Here is a 19,784-nt window from a genome sequence, read left to right on the forward strand (position 1 = left end):
ACAGGTGTCCGTGGACTACCCCGTCCACTCGCCCGCGAGGTCGCCGGCGATGTTCGCTCGCCAGTGTTCGAACCCCTCCTCGCAATCGGCGCTGTCGTCGATATGATCGACGAATCCGGCACCAGGCGACGCGAGTTCGTCGCCGCAAAACGGACAGATGACCGGGTCGCTCCAGTTGGTCGAAGTGTTGGTTGCCATTCGTACCATAGTCTATCACGAACCCTCATATAAATCCTGCCTGGTAAGATCTATTACAATATTATGTTATTTAATGACAACTATACAGGCCGAAGGATGTCATCACACTGCTCGAGACGCTACGCTGGCGACAGTCGCGACTCGAGCGCCGGTTTCGAAGGCAGCGAAAGCACGATAGGTCGTCGCAGCGTGCGACTCGAGGGTGCGATCGGAGGATACTCGGTCGTCCGGTTGCGAGTCTCGGCGAGAACGGATGTCGGTTCGACGCATCGCCGGACGGGTCGCGGGCTACGACGCGCTCGTGTTGACAGCCGCGATCTGGTTTCTCGCGAAGTTCCTGCGGTATGCTTTCCCGCCGCTGTTCGACGCGTTTGGGACGAGCTATGGGGTGTCGGACGCCGTCCTCGGGACCGCCTTTTCGGGACTCATGCTCGTCTACGCGACCATGCAGTTTCCGTCGGGCGTGTTCGCGGATCGGCTCGGCTCGATAGTCGTTATCACGGCCGGTGCACTCGTCGCGGCCGCCGCCGCGATCACGCTCGCAGTCGACGCACCGTTTTTCGTCCTCGTCGGTGCGATGCTCGTGATCGGAGCCGGCACCGGCGCGCACAAAACCGTCGCTGTTCGGCTCCTCGCTCGCGTCTATCCCGCCCGGACTGTCCGAGCACTCGGCATTCTGGACACGGTCGGCGCACTCAGCGGCGTCGTCGCGCCGGCTGCCGTCGTTGGGATCGCATCGCTGGCCGTCGGACCGGTCGCGGGCTGGCGGCTGCTCTTTCTGATCGCCGGGGTCGTCGGGTTCGGGCTCGCGGCGACGTTTGCGATTCGGGTTTCCCGGCGGCTCCCCGACGAGCCCACTGACGGCGGTGCGAGCCAGCGCGGCCGTGGCGGCAGTGCGATCACACAGTACGCCTCGCTGTTCCGTGACTGGCGGTTCTCGACGTTTGCACTGCTGACGATTTTGTTTTCGTTTACATACAATGGGCTGGTGGCGTTCGCACCACGCTATCTCACGGTGGAAGCGGGATTCTCGACGGCGACCGCGAGTCTGCTCTACAGCGGTCTCTTTCTCGTGAGCCTGGTCCAGCTGGTGACAGGCAACCTCAGTGACCGCGTGGGACGGTTGCCGCTGATCGTCGGCACGCTCGGGCTCGCTGCCGTCGGACTCGTCGCGTTCGTCTCACTGACCGGGACCGGAGAGCCGATTCTGCTCGGCGGGCTCCTCATCGTCGTCGGCGTCGGCTCGCACGGTTTTCGACCGGTCAGAGGCGCGTATCTGATGACTGCCATCCCCGACGAGGTCGCCGGTGGGGGACTGGGCGTCGTCCGAACGCTGTTGATGGGTGCCGGTGCGATCGCGCCGGCGGTCGTCGGTAGCCTTTCTGAGACCGCCGGTTTCAGGGCCGCGTTCTGGCTGCTCGCGATGACGATCATCGGTGCCACGGTACTGGGCTGTCTGCTCTGGCTTTTCGACCGGGACACCGATCGTGGCGACTGATGGCCACTGCACTGGATCGCACTCGGTGTCTCGATCGCCGTCTGAACCTGGGATTTACCACAGTAAGAGTTAACACATATAGTGTCGTATGCTATCATATGACGCGAAACGGGGAACGCGAGTACGTCTGCGTCCAGTGTGGTCGGCAAGAGACGGTCGATGACGCGCTCCTCAGCACCTGTCAACAGTGCGGGGGCGAGATGCGAAACGTCGACCTGATTCGCAAATAGTCGTTCACGACTTTCGTCCGTTCACTCGAGTGGGACACTCATACGGACTACTATCAGTCAGCGCCGAGAAATCGGTACAGCAGACCGTCTCAGCCACGGCTGTCGATGCGGAACGCCTCACCGAGCGAGGCTGCCCGCGACGGCGATCAGGACGAGTCCGACGACAGCTGCGCCGACTCCGATCGTGGCATCGCTGGAGAGCGCGGCGATAGCGCCAGCGACGACGCCTGCTCCGCCACCCCCGGCGACGATCGATGGCGGAAGTGCCGGTGTCGCAGTCGCGTCTGCTCGGACGGCCTCGAGTTCGGACCGAAGCGCCTCGAGTTCCTCGTCCCGATTGACGTGCGTCTCGACGTCGTCGATCCGTCTGTCCAGTGCGTCGAGTTCGGACTCGAGCGCCTCGAGCGCCGATTCATCGGGGCTGGACTCGACCGCCTGCGCGAGGTCGTCGTGGGCTGTCCGGAGCGACACGAGACGGTCGTCGACGGCCTCGAGATCAGCTTCGATCGCTGTTACAGCAGTGTCGCTGGCCGTATCCTCGGCCGTCTCGATCGACGACGCGAGATCGTCGATGCGGTCATCGTGATCGTTCAGCCGGCGCCGGGTTTCGTCGATTTGCTCGCCGTAGTCGTCTAGCCGATGCTCGGTCTCGTCGACGCGGTCGTCGATCGCCGAAATCGTCTCGCCAAGTGCGTCCGTTTCGCGCTCAAGTTCGGCCTCGAGCGCGGAGAGGTCTGCCGTGAACGTCCTTTCCACATCGTCGATTCGGTCGTCGACCGTCTCGAGCGTCGTTGTGAGATCGGCGAGGTCCGTAGCGATCGCGTCGAGCTCGTCGTCGGTGTCGGCGAGCGCGTCACGCAAGGCATCCAACTCGTCGTCCGTGACTGATTCGGCATCGATCCGCTCGATCGTCGACTCGAGCGCCGCGAGATCGGCCTCGAGCGCGTTCGTCGTCGACTCGATACGTGCCTCGATGTCGGCGACGGCGTCATCGATCTGTCCCTCGAGTTTGTCTTCGAGCGAGTCAAGTGCTGACTCGAGGCCACGGACAGCCTCTTCGACCAGCTCGAGATCCGTCGTGAGAGCATCGACCGTCTCCGTGCTGGCTGTACGCGTTTCGAGGTCGTCCAGTTGCATTTCGACCGCTGAAATCGTCTCGCCGGCGTCGTCGACTGCCGTCTCGAGATGCGCCAGTTCGTCCGCGATGCCGTCGACCCGCTCGTCCGCCGCTGCCGTCGATTCGATGTCGTCGATCGCATCCCGAACGCGCGCTATACGGGTGTCGACCGTCTCGCGGATCGTATCCAGTTCGTCGTCGACAGCCTCGATCTCCTCGTCGAGCGTCGTCTCGACCCCATCGAAACGTGCGTCGGTCCGCTCGACGTGTTCCTCGAGTCGGCCAGCAACACTGTCGAGACGCGTCCGCAGCTCTTCGAGCCGGCCAGCGACGCCGTCGAGACGCGTCCCACGCTGCTCGAGGTCCCGCTCGAGACCCGCGATGTCGTCTGTGAGGTCCGAGACGGTACCCTCGAGCGTTTCGAGTGACGCTTCGGTCGCGGCGGTCACCACGAGGTCGTCGAGATCCGTCCGGACCTCGTTGAGTGCCTCGTCGATCGTCGCCGTCCGGTCGGTGACGGTCTCGACGTCGGCAGCCAGTTCGACGAGTCGGTCGTCGAGCGCGGATCGCTCGTCGCCTGCGGTCGCCTCGACCGCCGTGAGCGTCTCGTTGACCTCGTCGATATCGGCCTCGAGTGCGTCGAACGCGTCCGACAGGGCCTCGAGATCGGCATCGAGACTCGCAACGTCAGTTTCGGTGGCGTGGGTCTCGCTTTTGGCCTCGAGATCGGCCAGTTCGTCGGCGAACGACTCGAGTCGATCGTCGAGTGCGGCGACGTCTTCGGCGGCAGCCGTCCGTGCCTCGATGTATTCGAGGTCCTCACGAACGGACTGGATCTCGTCGTCACGATTCGCGAGCCGATCGAACAGCTTCTCGATAGCGTCGTCCGTCGGATCGGGCGTCGTCTCGGCAGCGTCGAACTCGTCGAACGCGAGTTCCGTGTTCGTGGGTGACTCGCCCTCGACAGCCGACTCAGTGGCGGCCGATGCGGTGTCGGCCCCGGCGGATTCGAACCCGCTCATCGCTTCGTCGGCTTCGACGTCGTCTCGAGCGGCCGCGAGCGCACCTCGGGCGGCGCTCTCGGCGGGGAGATCCGCGAGTCGAACGTCTCGAACCGAAAACGGGACCGTCGCCGCATCGAAGCGACCACCGACGAGGAACTCGAGGCCCTCGACCGCCCCCTCGCCTGCGATCGCGACCGGGATGGACAGCCCCCGTTGGACGTCGTTCTCGTCGGCCTCGTCCCGGATCGCGTCGATCAACTCGGCCACGAGCTCGTCGTAGGCTTCGGCGAGGGCACTCTCGAGCCCGCCTGCTTCCACGTCGGGGTCGAGCGTCAGGTCCTCGAGCATGCTGGTGACCTGTGCCGGCTCGTGACCGGTCTCGTCGGCCACCCGGTCGACGATCCACTCGCGCCCCTTCGCGATCGAAACGGCGACCGCCGGCACGCCGTAGTACGCCACCGTCGCACTGGTCGTCTGGGTCCCGAGGCAGACGCCGAGTCCAGTGTAGTTGTCGGCCGCAAGCTGATCGTAGACGACGGCGAACCCCTGGCTGATCGGCGTTAGATCGACGCCACGATCGGCCAGTGCTGTCGTTACGGCCTCGTGGTGGGTGTCGGTCGGCGCTGCCGTATCGACTGGCGTTCCTACTGTCGTATAACAGAGTCGGCCGTCGGCCACGTCCCCGATGACGTCGTCGATGAGGGCGTCCAGTACGACCGTTGCGTCCGCAGGGCCATCTTCCGCGAGGAGACCGTTTACGAACAGTGGCTGGGGTTCCTCCTCAGCCGTCTCTGCGGCGTTCCGGGCTGCCGTACCGATCGCGTACGTCGTTCCATCGACCTGAACGGTGTCGCTCTCCCTCGAGAGACCAGCCGTCGCAAGCGTGTCGTCGTCGACCGGCATCACGACCGGTGGGACCGAGTCGATCGTCGGGCCGTCACCGTCGTCGGTGGCGGCGCGAATCGCTGCTGGCCCGATATCGAGACCGTACATGCCCTCGGCAACTCAAACCACCCTCTTGTGATTTTTCCCTGGACTACCAGATGTGATACTGCCGGATGACACGGAGGAGCCGCGACGCACGATCGCTGACGGCGAGAGATCTCGAGGCGTGATACGGACTCCTGTCAGTGGGTGCCGGCGCACCCGCGACCCGTCCGGCGGACCCGCCGGGACAGCGGGACAGCAGACCGTATGAGTGGACGGTCATGGTGAGCTATCGAACGGCACTCTACTCAGAAATCCGACGCCATATCGACCAGAATTATCTCGTATCTGAATACTTGTGGAGGGGTGTCACGGAGACTGTCTCACAGTAGCGTGCCAATCAGAGTATTGCCGGCTACTCAGGGTCTACGCACCGTACGTCATCTCGTCACTGGGTACGCCATGCCACACAAAGAGAGAAATCCTCACGTTTATCTATCAGGCTGATGGTGGTTTATGTGTATGTCTGAAACCGGGACGGAGTCTCGTCCGCTGGTCCGGCAGCTTCCCGATCCAGCGGCAGCGTCGAACGTCCGGTACAACCCGTCGCTTGAAGAGCTGCGCGAGCTTGCCAAACCCGACGAGACGACGACCGAGTTCGGATCGCCGTCGTACGTCAGCGAGTTTCGATCGCGGAGTTCCGATCGGACGAAAAACGCCGTCGACGACGAGTTCACCGACCACGATCGCCAGCTGATCGACGAGGCCGTCGATCTCACCACCGACGTCGAACTGGTCTGTGTCGACCGGCTGATGGGCCGCCATCCGGACGCGTCCTTCTGCTGTCGTCTGTTCGTTCCCGTCGAGCACGCTCGGATCGCCTACGCGTGGGCGAACCTCTTCGAGCCCGCCGACGGGGAGGACCCCGACCTCTTCACCGTCCAACTGCCCGACTACGACGAGACTGCGATTCGCGTCCTGCCCGACACCGGCTTTACCGCGGTACTGGGCAGCGACTACACCGGCGAGGCCAAGAAGTCGTTCCTGCGGCTGTTCATGTATCGAATCAAACAGCAGGGCGGCCTCGGCCTCCACGCGGGCAGCAAACGCGTCCGTGTCCGCAACGACGAGGGCGACCTCCAGACCGTCGGGCAAGTGTTCATGGGCCTGTCCGCGACCGGCAAGTCCACGCTGACCTCCCACGGTTGTTGGCTCGAGGACCCCGAAGACGCGTCCATGCTCCAGGACGACGTCTGTGGCCTGCTCTCGGACGGCTCCGTCGCCGGAAGCGAAGGCCAGGGCCTGTTCATCAAGACGATCGGCCTCGGCGAAGACGAACAGCCCGAACTCTACGAGGCTGCGACCGACGAGTCGGCCATTCTCGAGAACGTCGCGGTCGACGACGACGGCACCGTCCACTTCGACGAGGACCGCTATACCTCGAACTCCCGGGCGATCATCCAGCGTGACGAACTCGAGAGCGCCGACGAGGAGATCGACCTCGGCCGGATGGATCAGGTCTTCTTCATTACGCGCAACCCCCTGATGCCGCCGGTCGCCAAGCTCAACGAGGAGCAAGCCGCCGTCGCCTTCATGCTCGGCGAGTCGATCGAGACCAGCGCGGGTGACCCCTCGCGAGCTGGCGAGTCGATCCGCGTCGTCGGGACCAACCCCTTCATCATCGGCCCGGAGGGCGAAGAGGGCAACATCTTCCACGAACTGATCGATATCCTCGATGTCGACTGTTACGTGATCAATACGGGGTATCTCGGCCAGAAGTCCCAGGACATCGGCGTCACCGAGTCCGTGACGATCCTCACCGAGGCCGCTCGCGGCACCATCGAGTGGACCGACGACGAGGAGATGGGGCTGACGATCCCCGAACACGTCCCGGGCATCGACATCGAGGAGTTCTACGTGCCGGACCACGTCGAGGACTACGACGAGGCGCTGTCGGACCTGCGTGCCGAACGTCGGGAGTATCTCGAGCAGTTCGAGACGCTGCGCGACGAGATCAAAGACGCTGTGTACTGATCGGTCGGCATTCGGTTGTCTGATTCTCGCTGTGCGCACACGGACTCGAGCGGAAGCGCTGTGCTTGCCGCACACGAATACTGTTATATGTGTCGAGTTCCCACGGGTGGGTAATGAGCGCACAGGTACGAACACCGACCGCGCGAGTCTGTGAAGTATGCGACCGCGCCGAAGTCTGGGACGAGGACCTCGAAGCGTGGCAACTCGCCCGCGAAGACGGCGAGAAACAGGTTGGCAACCCACACTGCCTCCACGAGTGGGACATCAACGGCACGTTCAATCCGGTCGACGAATCCGATAGCTAACGGTCGACCGAGCCACACGACGGCCGTCGCCCGCGCGTCGTGGCAGTATCCTTTTTCTCGGCTCGAGCGTAGCCTCTGCTATGCCGACCGTTTACATCACGGCCCCGCCCGAAGCGGCCGACGAGATTGCCGAAACACTCGTCGAGGAGGGACTCGCTGCCTGTGTCAATCAGGTCGAGACGACCTCGACGTACCGGTGGGAGGGCGATGTCCAGCACGACGACGAAGTGATCCTGCTGGCGAAGACGACCGACGACGCCTTCGACGATCTCGTCGCACGCGTCCAGGAGCGACACCCGTACGACGTACCCTGCATCGAGCGGTTCGACGAGAGTGACGTCCTCGAGTCGTTCGCGACGTGGCGAGCCGACAGCGTCGAGTAGTCGCGCTAGCACGACAGACGGTCACAGACGATGATTGGCTGAATTAGCAACCCTTAAAACTCGCGCACGGGTTGTGACGGGTATGGCTGGAACCATCGAAGTGCTCGTTCCGGGTGGCCAGGCCAACCCTGGCCCGCCGCTCGGTCCCGAGCTCGGACCGACCCCCGTCGACGTGCAGGCTGTCGTACAGGAGATCAACGATCAGACCGAGGCGTTCGACGGAACCGAAGTCCCCGTCACCGTCGACTACGAGGACGACGGCTCCTTCGAGATCGACGTCGGTGTCCCACCGACGGCGGCACTGATCAAAGACGAGGCTGGCTTCGAGACCGGCAGTGGCGAGCCCCAGGAGGACTTCGTCGCGGACCTCTCCGTCGATCAGGTCAAGAAGATCGCCGAGCAGAAACACCCCGACCTGCTCGCGTACGATACGATCAACGCCGCGAAGGAAGTCGTCGGCACCTGTGCCTCGATGGGCGTCACCATCGAGGGCAACGACGCCCGCGAATTCAAAGAGCGCGTCGACAGCGGCGAGTACGACGACGTGCTTGCGGCCGACGCATAATCGGGATTATCGTTTCGGTACGCGGGTGCCCGCGTCTTCTTGATGGCACCCTCGTTCGATGCCGACATCAGCGTTGGAACCCGGACCGTTCTTTCCGCCGCACTGACGGGTAACGTAACCACTCCTCGGCAGTGCATGTTCAGGTAGGACGGTCGCAGGTCGAGCGTGTCAGAACTAGATCTTGTTCGCAGGTGGAACGGTTCGCTCGTCGGGTCGTGCCGTGCCGGCACCACCGAACAACACCCGAATGCTTGCTCCGAGACCGAGCGCACCGGCGAGCCCAGCTACGGCGACGGTCGCCGGCACCGCCAGCCCGGCGAGGCCGCCCAGGAGCGCGCCGACGACGATTCCGATCCACAGCCGGTCGGTTCCGAACCGCGAGGCGACCGTACGGCCGATCGCGGTGAGCCCGATCGCCAACACCACCGGAATGACCGTCGCGCCGAGAATGACCAGTGGGATGCCGAAGAACACCCCGATACTGGTGTCGACGATGAAATAGCCTGTTCCCGCGAGAGCGCTGACGACGAGCAGACTCGGGAGCCCGATTCCGGCCGAGATCACTGGGCTCTGTCGCGATTTCTGGACCGCCTTGCTCCCGTAGCCGTGGAGCAATCCGAGAACGATCATCGTTACGAGCAACGCACCGGCGAACTGGATTCCGACCCGGACGAACGGCTCGAGCGACCGATACGCCGCGAGCACGTCAGCGGCGGACTGCGTGGCGGCCGAATTCAGAACCGGGCGCCCAACGATAGTATATAAGTCTGATGGCCACATCGACGTATATTACACTGGAGATTATAATAGAACTTTTGATTGTAAGGATGACATTCCAGTCACGTCGAGACAGTCTCCCGATGGCTGACGACGGTTGTCTGGTGAATACGTCAGGCTCCTGTCCGAGATCATGGTACCCGAAATCACAGCCCGAGCACGCGGGTAGTTCGACGGCTTTAAGTCTGCGATGACACTTGGTTCAACGGAGACAGGCATCGCCTGTTTCACTGACCCGTAGGAGCACTCCTGCGTACTACGGAGGTGAACGATGGCAGATTCGGATATTGAAACAGCAGTAGCCCGCGCACTCGAGGATTCGCCCGATCGGAACTTCACCGAGACGGTCGACCTCGCGATTAATCTGCGCGACCTAGACCTGAACGAACCGTCGAACCGCGTTGACGAGTCGATCGTCCTTCCGTCCGGAACCGGACAGGAAACGCGCATCGTCGTCATCGCCGAGGGAGAAACCGCAGTCCGCGCCGAAGAGGCGGCGGACGAGGTCCTCTCGGGAGACGACGTTGCCGATCTGGACGACGACGAGGCCAAGGACATGGCCGACGAGACGGACTTCTTCATCGCCGAAGAGGCGATGATGCAAGACATCGCCCGGCACCTGGGTACCATTCTCGGTCCCCGAGGGAAGATGCCGGACCCGCTCGCACCCGACGACGACGTCGTCGAAACCGTCAACCGGCTCAAAAACACCGTGCAGCTTCGCTCCGGCGACCGACGAACCTTCCACACCCTCGTCGGTGCCGAAGACATGGATGCCGAGGAGATCGCCGACAACATCGACGTCATCCTGCGTCGCCTGCACGCCGACCTCGAGAAGGGGCCCCAGAACATCGACGCCGTCTACGTGAAGACGACGATGGGGCCGTCCGTGGAGGTGGCCTAGAATGAGCGCACAGGCTGAACGCAAAACCGAGAACCTTCCCCAGTGGAAGAAAGAGGAAGTCGACGAACTCGCCGAGATCATCAGCGAGTACGAGAGCGTCGGCATCGTCGGCATCGCCGGTATTCCTTCGAAGCAGCTTCAGGACATGCGCCGCGACCTGCACGGCACCGCCGAGTTGCGCGTCAGCCGCAACACCCTGCAGACGCGCGCGCTCGAGGACGCCGGCCTCGGCGACCTCGTCGAGCACATCGAGGGACAGGTCGGCATCGTCGGCACGAACGAGAACCCGTTCTCGCTGTACAAGGAGCTCGAGGCGTCGAAGACGCCCGCTCCGATCAACGAGGGCGAGGTCGCTCCGAACGACATCGTAATCCCCGAAGGGGACACCGGTGTCGACCCGGGGCCGTTCGTCGGCGAACTCCAGAGCATCGGCGCGAACGCACGCATCGAAGAGGGTTCGATCCAGGTCATGGAGGACTCGACGGTCCTCGAGGCCGGCGAGGAAGTCTCTGCGGATCTGGCGAACGTCCTCAACGAGTTGGGCATCGAGCCCAAGGAAGTCGGACTCGACCTGCGCGCCGTCATCGCTGAGGGCGTCCTGTTCGACCCCGAGGACCTCGACATCGACGTCGACGCCTACCGGAGCGACGTGTCGACGGCCGCCGCTCGCGCCCAGAACCTCTCGATCAACGCGAGCTACCCGACCGACGCGACCGCACCGACGCTCATCGCCAAGGCCACGGGCGAGGCCAAGAGCCTCGGCCTGCAAGCCGCGATCGAGGACGAAGCCCTCATGCCCGACCTCGTCAGCAAGGCCGACGCACAGCTGCGTGCGCTTGCGGCCCAGATCGACGACGAGGAGGCACTTCCTGAGGAGCTTCAGGACGTCGAGGCGGCCGCCCCGGCGGCAGCCGACGACGAGGACGAATCGGCAGACGACCAGACCGAAGACGAGGCTGAGACCGATGACGCCGACGCCGACGATGACGACGACGAAGACGGCGGCGACGGTGCGGCCGGTCTCGGCGAAATGTTCGGATAACGACTCACGGAGGATACACCAATGGAATACGTATACGCTGCACTCATCCTGAACGAATCGGGCGAAGAGATCAACGAAGACAACCTCACGGACGTGCTCGACGCTGCTGGCGTCGACGTCGAAGAGTCCCGCGTCAAGGCGCTCGTCGCCGCGCTCGAGGACGTCGACATCGACGAGGCCGTCGAGGAAGCCGCTGCCGTCCCCGCTGGCGGAGCCGCCGCAGGCGGCGCCGCAGCTGCGGAAGGTGGCGACGACGAAGGCGACGACGCTGAAGAGACCAGCGACGTGCCGGACACGACGGACGAGGACGACGACGAGGACGAAGAGGCCAGCGGCGAGGGCCTCGGCGAACTCTTCGGATAACGTCACCGTCGATCCGGTTTCGACGAGTTGCAAACACCGATTTTTTCTTGGACTCACCGAGGAGTAGCGACGCTGCAGTGGCGCGGCGCCGACTCGTGTGCCACCGGGCGAGCCGAGAACATATAAGTGAAGGCGCGGCCAGAGCCGCCAATGGCTGCCCCGGTCGAGGTCGTCGCCGAGCCCGCGCTGACGCTCCAGTTGCTCGTGTGGGTCCTCGCCGGCTCGCTGTGTGGTGCCTGTAGCGGGCTCGTCCCGGGACTGCACGCCAACAACTTCGCACTCGTACTGGCGGGAATCGCGCCGTCGGTCCCCGGCCCGCCGCTGTTCGTCGGCTGTGCGATGCTGGCTGCCGGCGTCGTCCACACCTTCCTGAACGCCGTGCCGGCGATGGCACTCGGCGTCCCCGACGCGGAGATGGCCGTCACCGCGCTGCCGGGCCACCGGCTGGTCCTCGAGGGACACGGCTCCGAAGCGATCAGGCTCTCGGCGCTCGGTAGCGTCCTCGCCGTCCTCGCCGCGGTGCCGCTTGCCGTCCCTGTGACTCGAGCCGTGACTCTCGTCTACCCGACGCTGCGGGCCCGGCTGTCGGTGCTCCTCGCAACGATCGTGGTCGCGTTGCTCGCCTCGGAGCCAACGTGGCGGAGCCGGCTGGGCGGCCTGCTCTCGTTCGGGCTGGCCACCGGACTCGGCGCGCTTACCCTGGATCTCTCGCCGGCAGCGCCGCTCGCGGCCGGTGGCACCCTCGCACCGCTGTTTGCCGGCCTCTTCGGCGCACCGGTGTTGATCGACGCGATTCGCGGGAGCGGGATCCCCCCGCAGGACGGTCCCGAGATTACGATGTCACGCGGACTCGTCGGGGTCACGGCAGTCGCCGGGACGCTCGCGGGTGCCGCAGTCGGCTACCTGCCCGGTATCACGGCTGCGATCGCCGCCGTCGCAGTGCTGGTCGTCGTCCCGAAAGGAGCCAGCGACCGAGGGTATATCGTCGCGACCAGCGGCGTCGACACGGCGAATACGGTCTTTTGTACTTCTCTGTATACACAGAGTAAAGACTAAATGATTATCTCTCACACTGGACGGTATGGCAAGGCCGCAAGTCAATATCCGTGTGAGTGAGGATCAGAAAGATCGGTGGGAATCATATGTGGGAGATTCCCCTGAATATGACACCCTCACGGATCTTATTCGTACTTCAGTCGAGAGAGAAATAGCAACCGAAGGACAATCTCTATCGGTCGACACCAGTGCTGGTAGTGATGAACGGATTGGTGAGGTTCTGACTGCTGTTGAGAAGATGGCTCACCGTGTTAACGAACTTGAGGCAACTATCACCGATGCTACGTTGGCTATGCATGAGGCTACAACAGATAGTGACCTTTCGTCTGAAGTTTACAACGAACTTCCGATAGGTGAAGAACGAGCTATTACAGCCACAGAATTAGCCGACAAAATTGATGCTGAGCCTGAAAACGTCTCTGTCACCCTCTCACGGCTTGAGCATAACACCAATGCAGTCAAGCGGATAGATACTACTGAAAAACCACATCCAGAGGCAGCACCCCAAGTTAGTGAAACTTACTGGTACAGGGTGAACTGAGATGTCTAAACAAACGAACAAATCTATCGCAGAACGTGCGATCAAAGCACACTATAGTTACAAGCAAACACAGTCGGAAGATACTGCTCGTGAATACCGTCGTCACATTCGTCGTTTCCACAAATATCTAAATGAGAATACGGACGTGACCTTATGGGATTGTCATAGCGGTCATGCTGAAGATTACTATCAGTGGATGTTTGACGACGAATATGCACCTTCGAGCATTCGTGTAGCTCACGCTGCTCTTGGAGATTTCTACAAACAGATAGACAAGTTCGCAGGAAGGAGAGGGTTTCCTGAAGTATCTGTTGAGCAAGATCCAACAGAATACGCTACTCCCGAACGTATCAATGGGATGCATACGGAATCTAAAAAGGATGCTGAAGGTGGAGATAAACCCCTCACGAAAGAGGAAGTTCGGAAGTTGGTAGACAACGTACCAGCACCAACCACTCGTAATGAACTAATCGTTCGTTTGCTCTACCAAACGGGTATGAGACGGTCAGAACTTGTTAGGGTGAAACTTGACAAGATAGATCGTGACAGTAGAGAGATTACAGTATATGGGAAGAAAACGGACGAGTCACGAAAGGTATGGTATCAAGCATCATTAGATACCCTACTTAACTTGTGGATCAATGGTGATCGGAAGGCCAAGCTCACAGCAGATGAATCACCATATCTATTCTGTACCTCGAGAAGTGAGCGGATGGATGAACAAGTCGTTACCGACGTTGTAACCACCGCAGCAGAAAACGCTGGTATTCAGGAAACGATTTACCAAAATCGGCAAGGGCAGAACATTAACAGAATTGGTGCCCATACCTTGAGGAAAACTTTCGGGGTTCACTTTATTAACGACGGTGGAGATATTTCCTTCCTCATGGATATTTTAGGACACAAGAATATTGAAACCACTAAAGAAAACTATCTCAAATATTCAACTAAAGATTTGGAAAACAGTGTCCGTCGTCACGGTCCAAGTCTTTAGCATAATGTAACACAAGGGTCCAAGGGGGCAAAACGTTGCTTCTCCATGCTGTGAGCCAAAATAATAATTTTTGAAAGGGTATGCGGGTGTTCCGCATATATGCTGCAAAGAGATTCGTTTCTCTATCGAAAGGTCATTGGACCCCACCCATATGAGGAACTGTCATGTTACCCAACTTAACCTTGATGGGCGGGGTTCACACACTAATACCAGTCGTTCACTGGTGTGTTAACTATCCACTCGGAATGTAAATCGAGATAAGGGAGGTTATCTGAGTCTATAGTACTGTGTCATGGTTCCACAAGGAGGCACAATTTCCTTATAAAGTATATAATAAGTGGTCCTACGCTTTCGGATATGGGTTGATCTACAATTATTCCACTGTAGCAACGTGGGATATTATCTCATGCGGCTGCAAGATCGTCTCTCAATTCTCACTCGAGTATCCATTAACAACTCGGGTTGTTACTATTTGCATGGTATGTGAACTACCACCATGACACACTTTCAATCAGGTTTGCTCACATACGCGTCTAATCGGAATTCTGGCCTTCAGCGATATTCCACTCAGCTACAGCAAGGGAGGGGTCTTTCCGCCGTGTAGGTAGAGTAACCGCCCTACAATCCATTGAGACGCCCACAGTTTGCTCTCACCGATCAAAGTCACTCGAGTAGCAATCACTGTCGTTGTGGGGAAACGTCCGTGAGTGGTCTATGATCGTTCCTGGTGGGTATGATCGTCGCTCACTACATGGACATGGTCCCATACTAGAGTATCAGTAACAGTTAAGTAATTACAGTTCATATTACTAGATAAGCTGGGGAGTACGGTGTTTTGCGGTGTGGGGTTCTAATGGGATTGTTTTGTATATCATCTCACAATCGTATCTCAACTTGGGCTACAGTCATGGAGAGCTGTCAGAGACGACTGTGTACGTTGTGAGACGATTCTTATCCGACCGAGGGGAAATGGTCGTGAAGTGGGCCAAATCCACTGTGATCCACCTCATGGACTTACAGTAACTGCAGTAAAATTATCATCTCCTAATATTGGGTTTTGTGCCATTTGCGCATATGCGCGTGAGGCATGGCAGTACGTGAATTTTATAGAATAATACCGCTCGAGAATGTTATTTTCTGTCCTATACATCACCGTTTAGAGAAAGATCGGTCGTTATCAAGCCTGAGCAGACACTTGTTTTCAACCTTTTCACTTCTTCAGTAAGACCATAGATTCACTTTTTCGTATCTTCTGGCACTTTCAATTCTACAAGTCCTTTTTGACGCAGCTGCTTGAGTGTCCTCGAAATATGTACAATCTCAATATTATTCTGGTGGCTTTATTAGTAGTGAAGAAATTCATTATACATGGTCGACAGTAAACATAAGGGGTATAGAAATAACGGGGGGTGGTATCCTGATAGAAGTAATTCTCAATCAGTTCCTGCTGATGATTTCCTTCTTGACTATTTCAACAACATAACTGATGATCTATTTGTTGATAAGAATGATATTAGAACTATTCTCGGACAGATTTCACAGTATTCGATCCTCACACTGATGTCTGAAGGGGTGCAAGAAACTATAGCAAATGAAACTCCATTGACCCCATATATTATTGGCAGAAAAGAAGTTGATACACTAGGTGGAAAAGACGAATCAGATGTAGTCTTATTATCATTTGGGATGGGGGAAGATGAAATTATGTTTAAGAAGGATCGAATCGATGAATTCCCAAATGAAGTTTTGGAGATTAAAACGGGTTGTATATTTCGTGCTTCTATCAACTCACTTGAAAAATTAAAACCACTCGTGGATTTCATGGTGAAATACGATGATAACCGTGTAGTCGCAGCTACTTCTAACTATGATTACTACACTTCAAGAGGAATACTGAATATCCCAATCTCTATCACTATCACCGATTTCAGTAGTTGGTTGCCTGATGATGAAAAAATAATCATAAATAGGTCATCAGGTGCTGTAATTGACTATAATATATCTGAATATAATATACCAGAAGTTGATAATGGAAGTGGGGAGCAGATTAATACGAATAGTATAGATATTTCTATCTCTGAGGTATTCATAGGTGTTTTTACTACTATTCTGGCAACTATCTTAGTCACTCCCGATACATTAGATAGCTTTTATAACTCCTATGGGGACTATGTTGCTGTTATAGCGTTCACTGCACTCATAGCAACTATGATCTACCAGGATATTCACACAAACAACAATGGATAACTTGTATATCTGGGAGGAAATACGGTTAATCTCATATATGATTCTGATACTCGGATTTGTATTCTACCTTGTGGGCATTTATTTTGGAGCGGCTACAATTGGAATAGAAGGAGATAGCCTAATGGCTATTGATTTAATTTCTACAGTAATGAAGGAAACAGGAACTGCATGTGGAACATTGGGTGGGATTACAACCCTTATAAATGGCGGATTTGAAGGTCGGAATTAGGTCTGTTCCGATTGTCTATACAATGTGGTTACAGAGTTAACCACAATACGGTCTTCGCGCTCTTCGCGCTGGTCGCCATCGGCCAGCCCCGGACCGGCGTACTGGTCGCCGTCGACAGCATCGGCGTGCCACTCGAGGTGCCGATACTGCTCGCGGCCGTCGTTCTCGCGGGGCTCGTCGGCTTCGCGCTCGTCCTCGTCGTCGGGGACGCCTATCTCGAGGTCGTCGGGCGACTCCCCTACTGGCAGGTATCGGCCGCCGTGCTCGCGCTGTTGCTCGTGCTCTCGTTTCTGTTTACCGGCGTGGTGGGCATCGCGATCTTCCTCGCTGCAGCTGCCGTCGGGATGGTACCGGTCCGACTGCGGGCCCGTCGCGTCCACCTGATGGGTGTCCTGATCGGGCCGCTGATGCTTGGGATCTGATGGCTTCAGCGGTAGCTGTCGTCCGAGTCTGCCGCTCGAGCGGCCGCCACGAGAGCCGCGACGCGCTCGCTGGTGACCGGCGCGGTCGTCTCGCCGCCTTCCTTGAGCGCGGTCCCGACGATGACGCCGTCTGCACCCGCCGCGAGACAGTCGTCGACCGTGTCGCTTGTCACGCCGCTGCCGACGAACACCGGGGCTTGCTCGTGGTCGTGTTCTGCCAGCGCGTCGGTGACGCGCTCGATATCCGCAAGCGGCGTTTCGACGCCCGTCCCCGGTCCGGAGACGATCACACCGTCCGCCCGGCCGCGCTCGACCGTCTCGAGCGCTGCCCGGTCGATCGCCTGGTCGCCGACTGGCGTCGCGTGTTTGACGTGGACGTCTGCGAGGATCGCCACGTCGGCTGCGAGCCGATCACGGAGCCGGAGCGTCTCGTGGGCGCGGCCCTCGAGGACCCCCTGATCGGTCGCGGCGGTGCCGACGTGGACGTTGACACGGACGAACGCGGCGTCGACGGCCGCGGCGATCGACAGCGCCGCGTCGGCGTCGTTGCGAAGCACGTTGATACCGACCGGGACGTCGACGGCGTCGGTCACGGCCGTCGCGATCGCCGTCAGCTCGGCGACGACGTGTTTCGGGACGGCGTCCGGATAGAACGGTGCGTCCCCGAAGTTCTCGAGGATGAGTCCGTCGACTCCACCGTCTTCGAGCCGGCGTGCGTCTTCAAGTGCACGAGCGCGGACGGCGTCGCGGTCGCCGTCGAACCCCGGCGCACCAGGGAGTGCCGGGAGGTGGACCATTCCGACGACGGGCCGGTCGGCCTCGAAACGCTCGAGGGGTGGTGTAGGCGTGGCCATATCGGTGCTGCGGGCGCGAGCGGGATAACGTGCTGTGATAGGGAGGTCGAGTCGGCAATCTCCTCCTCCTTCACACACGTTTTCTCCCCGACGCGGCTAGAGGGGCCGATGGCTGATTTGCTCTCCCCGTTGTCGCTGCGTGAAACAGCGGTGCCGAATCGGATCGCCGTGTCACCGATGTGTCAGTACTCCTGTGAGCCCGACGGGCTGGCGACCGAGTGGCACCGGGTTCACCTTGGGAGCCGCGCCGTCGGCGGTGCTGGCATCGTCATGACCGAAGCGACTGCCGTCGATCCGGTCGGCCGGATCTCGCCCCACGACCTTGGCATCTGGAGCGACGAGCACGCCGAGGCGCTGCAGCCGATTACCGAATTCGTCCGCGACCAGGGTGGCGTACCGGGCATCCAGCTCGCCCACGCGGGCCACAAGGCCAGTAAGACGCGTCCGTGGGACGGCAACGTCCCGATCGTGCCGGACGAGACCGATCCCGACGGCGCGGAAGGCTGGGAGGTCCTCTCTCCCTCGCCCGATGCCTACCCGCCGTTCGAGGGCGATCGCCCCGCCATGCGGAAGGCGACCCAGGAAGATATCGAGGGCGTCATCGATGCCTACCGCGCCGCGGCCGAGCGCTCGCTCGCGGCCGGCTTCGAAATCGCCGAGGTCCACGCGGCCCACGGCTACCTGCTCCACGAGTTCCTCTCGCCTGTCACGAACCGCCGCGAGGACGACTACGGCGGGAACTTCGAAAATCGCACGCGGCTGGTTCGCGAGATCGTCACCGCCGTCCGCGAGGTCTGGCCCGACGACAAGCCGCTTTTCGTCCGCATCTCCGGCACTGACTGGCTCGACGACCGCGAGTCGTGGGATCTCGACCAGTCCGTGCGGCTGGCCGACGACCTCGCCGAACTGGGCGTCGATCTCGTCGACGTCAGTTCGGGCGGGCTCCACCCCGACCAGGCCGTCCCTGGCGGCCCGAACTTCCAGGTGCCGCTGGCCGAACGCGTCCGCGAGGAGGCCGACGTCGCCGTCGGCGCGGTCGGCGGCGTCACCGAACCCGAACAGGCCGACGCGATCGTTCGCAACGACCGCGCCGACCTCGTGCTCGTCGGCCGTGAGTTCCTGCGCGATCCGTACTTCGGGCTCCGGGCGTCCGACGAACTCGAGCGCGACCCGGACGACGCCGCACAGCAGTGGCCGGTGCAGTACCGCCGTGCAGCCCATCGATAGCCCGCTCGCGGCCGACTCCTCGCGCGGTCACGTAGCGTCGTAGTCGTCTAACCACCCCGTCACTGCCGACTGTAACGCGCCCGTCGTCGTGCCGATGTTCAGCAACTGATACCCCTGCTGTGCCTTCTCGTTGACGTCGTCCATTCCGAATCCGAGTCCGCCGACCGGGACGTCCGCGTCGACGGCTGCCGACCGGATCGTCTCGACGGCCTCTTCAACCTCGGGGTGGTCGAACTCGCCCGGATGCCCCAGTGAAACCGAGAGATCGAGCGGCCCGATGAAGACGAAGCCGAGTTCGGGCACCTCGAGAATCGCATCGAGGTCATCGAGCGCCGACTGGGTCTCGACAGTCACACCGACGACGACCGACTCGTCTTCCGTCGTGACGTAGTCGTCGGCGAGCCCCCAGCGGCTCGCACGGGGGTTCGCGAGCCCGCGCCGGCCAGGATCGCCGTCGTACTCGAACCGGCCCGCACGGACCGCCCGCTCGAGTTCCTCGGCGCTGCCGACGCGCGGAAGGAACACGTTCCGGACGCCGGCGTCGAGCGCCTTGCGGACGAGCGCCGGATCGGTGTCGGGGACGCGCACCAGCAGTTCCGTCTTCGTGCCGTCGACGGCCCGGAGCAGTCCCTCGAGGCGCTCGGCGTCCCACGGACTCGGCCCGCCGTGCTCGAGGTCGATCCAGACGAAGTCGACGCCAAGCGCCGCGTAGAGTTCGACGATGGTCGGACTGTACGTGCTCTCGAGGACGCCGAGCGCGACGTCGCCGGCCTCGAGCGTTTCACGGAGGTCGTTTCCGCGTGGCTGATGGCTCACGACTCGGGCTCCCACGGCCACCATTAAAATCGATCTGCCGACCGGTTGCCC

19 protein-coding genes and 2 pseudogenes are annotated in these 19,784 nt (G+C 60.4%); 16 read left to right on the forward strand and 5 right to left on the reverse strand.

Features of this window, described 5'->3' with window-relative positions; all coding sequences use genetic code 11:
* Positions 1 to 15: 15 nt before the first annotated feature.
* Positions 16 to 198, reverse strand: coding sequence for a DUF7501 family protein (locus ACFR99_RS14980; RefSeq protein WP_390288749.1), 183 nt, complete (start codon positions 196 to 198; stop codon positions 16 to 18).
* A gap of 253 nt (positions 199 to 451) precedes the next feature.
* On the opposite strand from ACFR99_RS14980, the gene ACFR99_RS14985 reads away from it, so the two are divergent.
* Together ACFR99_RS14985 and ACFR99_RS14990 are read left to right on the forward strand one after the other, a co-directional pair.
* Positions 452 to 1,696, forward strand: a complete 1,245-nt coding sequence (locus ACFR99_RS14985) for an MFS transporter (RefSeq protein ID WP_390288752.1) — start codon at positions 452 to 454, stop codon at positions 1,694 to 1,696.
* Between the two features lie 98 nt (positions 1,697 to 1,794).
* Positions 1,795 to 1,926: a rubrerythrin-like domain-containing protein gene (locus ACFR99_RS14990; protein ID WP_390288755.1), complete on the forward strand. Its 132-nt coding sequence runs from the start codon at positions 1,795 to 1,797 to the stop codon at positions 1,924 to 1,926.
* Positions 1,927 to 2,043: 117 nt separating this feature from the next.
* Here ACFR99_RS14990 and ACFR99_RS14995 read toward each other — a convergent pair whose 3' ends face one another.
* Positions 2,044 to 5,040: a disk-shape morphogenesis protein volactin gene (locus tag ACFR99_RS14995; RefSeq protein ID WP_390288758.1), complete on the reverse strand. Its 2,997-nt coding sequence runs from the start codon at positions 5,038 to 5,040 to the stop codon at positions 2,044 to 2,046.
* A gap of 456 nt (positions 5,041 to 5,496) precedes the next feature.
* On the opposite strand from ACFR99_RS14995, the gene ACFR99_RS15000 reads away from it, so the two are divergent.
* The 4 genes from ACFR99_RS15000 to ACFR99_RS15015 all read left to right on the forward strand — a co-directional run bounded on the left by ACFR99_RS15000 (position 5,497) and on the right by ACFR99_RS15015 (position 8,261).
* Entirely contained in the window at positions 5,497 to 7,008 is a 1,512-nt protein-coding gene (locus ACFR99_RS15000) for a phosphoenolpyruvate carboxykinase (ATP) (RefSeq protein ID WP_390288761.1), read from the forward strand.
* Positions 7,009 to 7,121: 113 nt separating this feature from the next.
* Entirely contained in the window at positions 7,122 to 7,313 is a 192-nt protein-coding gene (locus ACFR99_RS15005) for an HEWD family protein (protein WP_390288764.1), read from the forward strand.
* Positions 7,314 to 7,393: 80 nt separating this feature from the next.
* The gene (gene cutA, locus ACFR99_RS15010; protein ID WP_390288767.1) at positions 7,394 to 7,696 is read left to right on the forward strand and encodes a divalent-cation tolerance protein CutA; all 303 of its coding nucleotides are present in this window, start codon (positions 7,394 to 7,396) and stop codon (positions 7,694 to 7,696) included.
* Between the two features lie 82 nt (positions 7,697 to 7,778).
* Positions 7,779 to 8,261 (forward strand): 50S ribosomal protein L11, encoded by a 483-nt coding sequence (locus tag ACFR99_RS15015; RefSeq protein ID WP_008010397.1) that lies wholly within the window; start codon positions 7,779 to 7,781, stop codon positions 8,259 to 8,261.
* Between the two features lie 174 nt (positions 8,262 to 8,435).
* Here the strand turns inward: ACFR99_RS15015 and ACFR99_RS15020 are convergent, their stop codons facing one another.
* Positions 8,436 to 9,041, reverse strand: a complete 606-nt coding sequence (locus ACFR99_RS15020; protein ID WP_390288771.1) for a hypothetical protein — start codon at positions 9,039 to 9,041, stop codon at positions 8,436 to 8,438.
* 268 nt (positions 9,042 to 9,309) lie between these two features.
* Between ACFR99_RS15020 and ACFR99_RS15025 the strand changes: the two genes are divergently transcribed.
* From ACFR99_RS15025 to ACFR99_RS15065, 9 genes and pseudogenes are all read left to right on the forward strand, one after another.
* Positions 9,310 to 9,942, forward strand: coding sequence for a 50S ribosomal protein L1 (locus ACFR99_RS15025; protein WP_390288774.1), 633 nt, complete (start codon positions 9,310 to 9,312; stop codon positions 9,940 to 9,942).
* A 1-nt stretch (position 9,943) separates the two neighbouring features.
* A complete protein-coding gene (locus ACFR99_RS15030; RefSeq protein WP_390288777.1) occupies positions 9,944 to 10,984 on the forward strand; it encodes a 50S ribosomal protein L10 in 1,041 nt (346 codons plus the stop codon).
* A gap of 21 nt (positions 10,985 to 11,005) precedes the next feature.
* On the forward strand, positions 11,006 to 11,347 hold the full coding sequence (gene rpl12p / locus ACFR99_RS15035) for a 50S ribosomal protein P1 (protein WP_390288780.1): 342 nt from the start codon (positions 11,006 to 11,008) through the stop codon (positions 11,345 to 11,347).
* Positions 11,348 to 11,497: 150 nt separating this feature from the next.
* Positions 11,498 to 12,370: pseudogene (locus ACFR99_RS15040) on the forward strand (tripartite tricarboxylate transporter permease); the annotation flags it as partial.
* Positions 12,371 to 12,428: 58 nt separating this feature from the next.
* Positions 12,429 to 12,944, forward strand: a complete 516-nt coding sequence (locus ACFR99_RS15045; RefSeq protein WP_390288783.1) for a hypothetical protein — start codon at positions 12,429 to 12,431, stop codon at positions 12,942 to 12,944.
* Between the two features lies 1 nt (position 12,945).
* Positions 12,946 to 13,938, forward strand: coding sequence for a tyrosine-type recombinase/integrase (locus tag ACFR99_RS15050; RefSeq protein ID WP_390288786.1), 993 nt, complete (start codon positions 12,946 to 12,948; stop codon positions 13,936 to 13,938).
* 1,368 nt (positions 13,939 to 15,306) lie between these two features.
* Positions 15,307 to 16,185 (forward strand): hypothetical protein, encoded by an 879-nt coding sequence (locus ACFR99_RS15055; protein ID WP_390288789.1) that lies wholly within the window; start codon positions 15,307 to 15,309, stop codon positions 16,183 to 16,185.
* Positions 16,186 to 16,222: 37 nt separating this feature from the next.
* On the forward strand, positions 16,223 to 16,414 hold the full coding sequence (locus ACFR99_RS15060) for a hypothetical protein (RefSeq protein WP_390288792.1): 192 nt from the start codon (positions 16,223 to 16,225) through the stop codon (positions 16,412 to 16,414).
* Between the two features lie 44 nt (positions 16,415 to 16,458).
* A pseudogene (locus ACFR99_RS15065) lies at positions 16,459 to 16,836 on the forward strand (tripartite tricarboxylate transporter permease); the annotation flags it as partial.
* A gap of 5 nt (positions 16,837 to 16,841) precedes the next feature.
* Here ACFR99_RS15065 and ACFR99_RS15070 read toward each other — a convergent pair.
* Positions 16,842 to 17,690, reverse strand: a complete 849-nt coding sequence (locus ACFR99_RS15070) for a BtpA/SgcQ family protein (protein WP_390288795.1) — start codon at positions 17,688 to 17,690, stop codon at positions 16,842 to 16,844.
* 108 nt (positions 17,691 to 17,798) lie between these two features.
* Between ACFR99_RS15070 and ACFR99_RS15075 the strand changes: the two genes are divergently transcribed.
* On the forward strand, positions 17,799 to 18,917 hold the full coding sequence (locus tag ACFR99_RS15075; protein ID WP_390288798.1) for an NADH:flavin oxidoreductase/NADH oxidase: 1,119 nt from the start codon (positions 17,799 to 17,801) through the stop codon (positions 18,915 to 18,917).
* Between the two features lie 27 nt (positions 18,918 to 18,944).
* Here ACFR99_RS15075 and ACFR99_RS15080 read toward each other — a convergent pair whose 3' ends face one another.
* Positions 18,945 to 19,733, reverse strand: a complete 789-nt coding sequence (locus ACFR99_RS15080) for an HpcH/HpaI aldolase family protein (RefSeq protein WP_390288801.1) — start codon at positions 19,731 to 19,733, stop codon at positions 18,945 to 18,947.
* Positions 19,734 to 19,784: the final 51 nt, after the last annotated feature.

Source organism: Haloarchaeobius amylolyticus, from assembly GCF_042678045.1.
In the GTDB taxonomy this organism is placed as follows: domain Archaea; phylum Halobacteriota; class Halobacteria; order Halobacteriales; family Natrialbaceae; genus Natrinema; species Natrinema amylolyticus_A.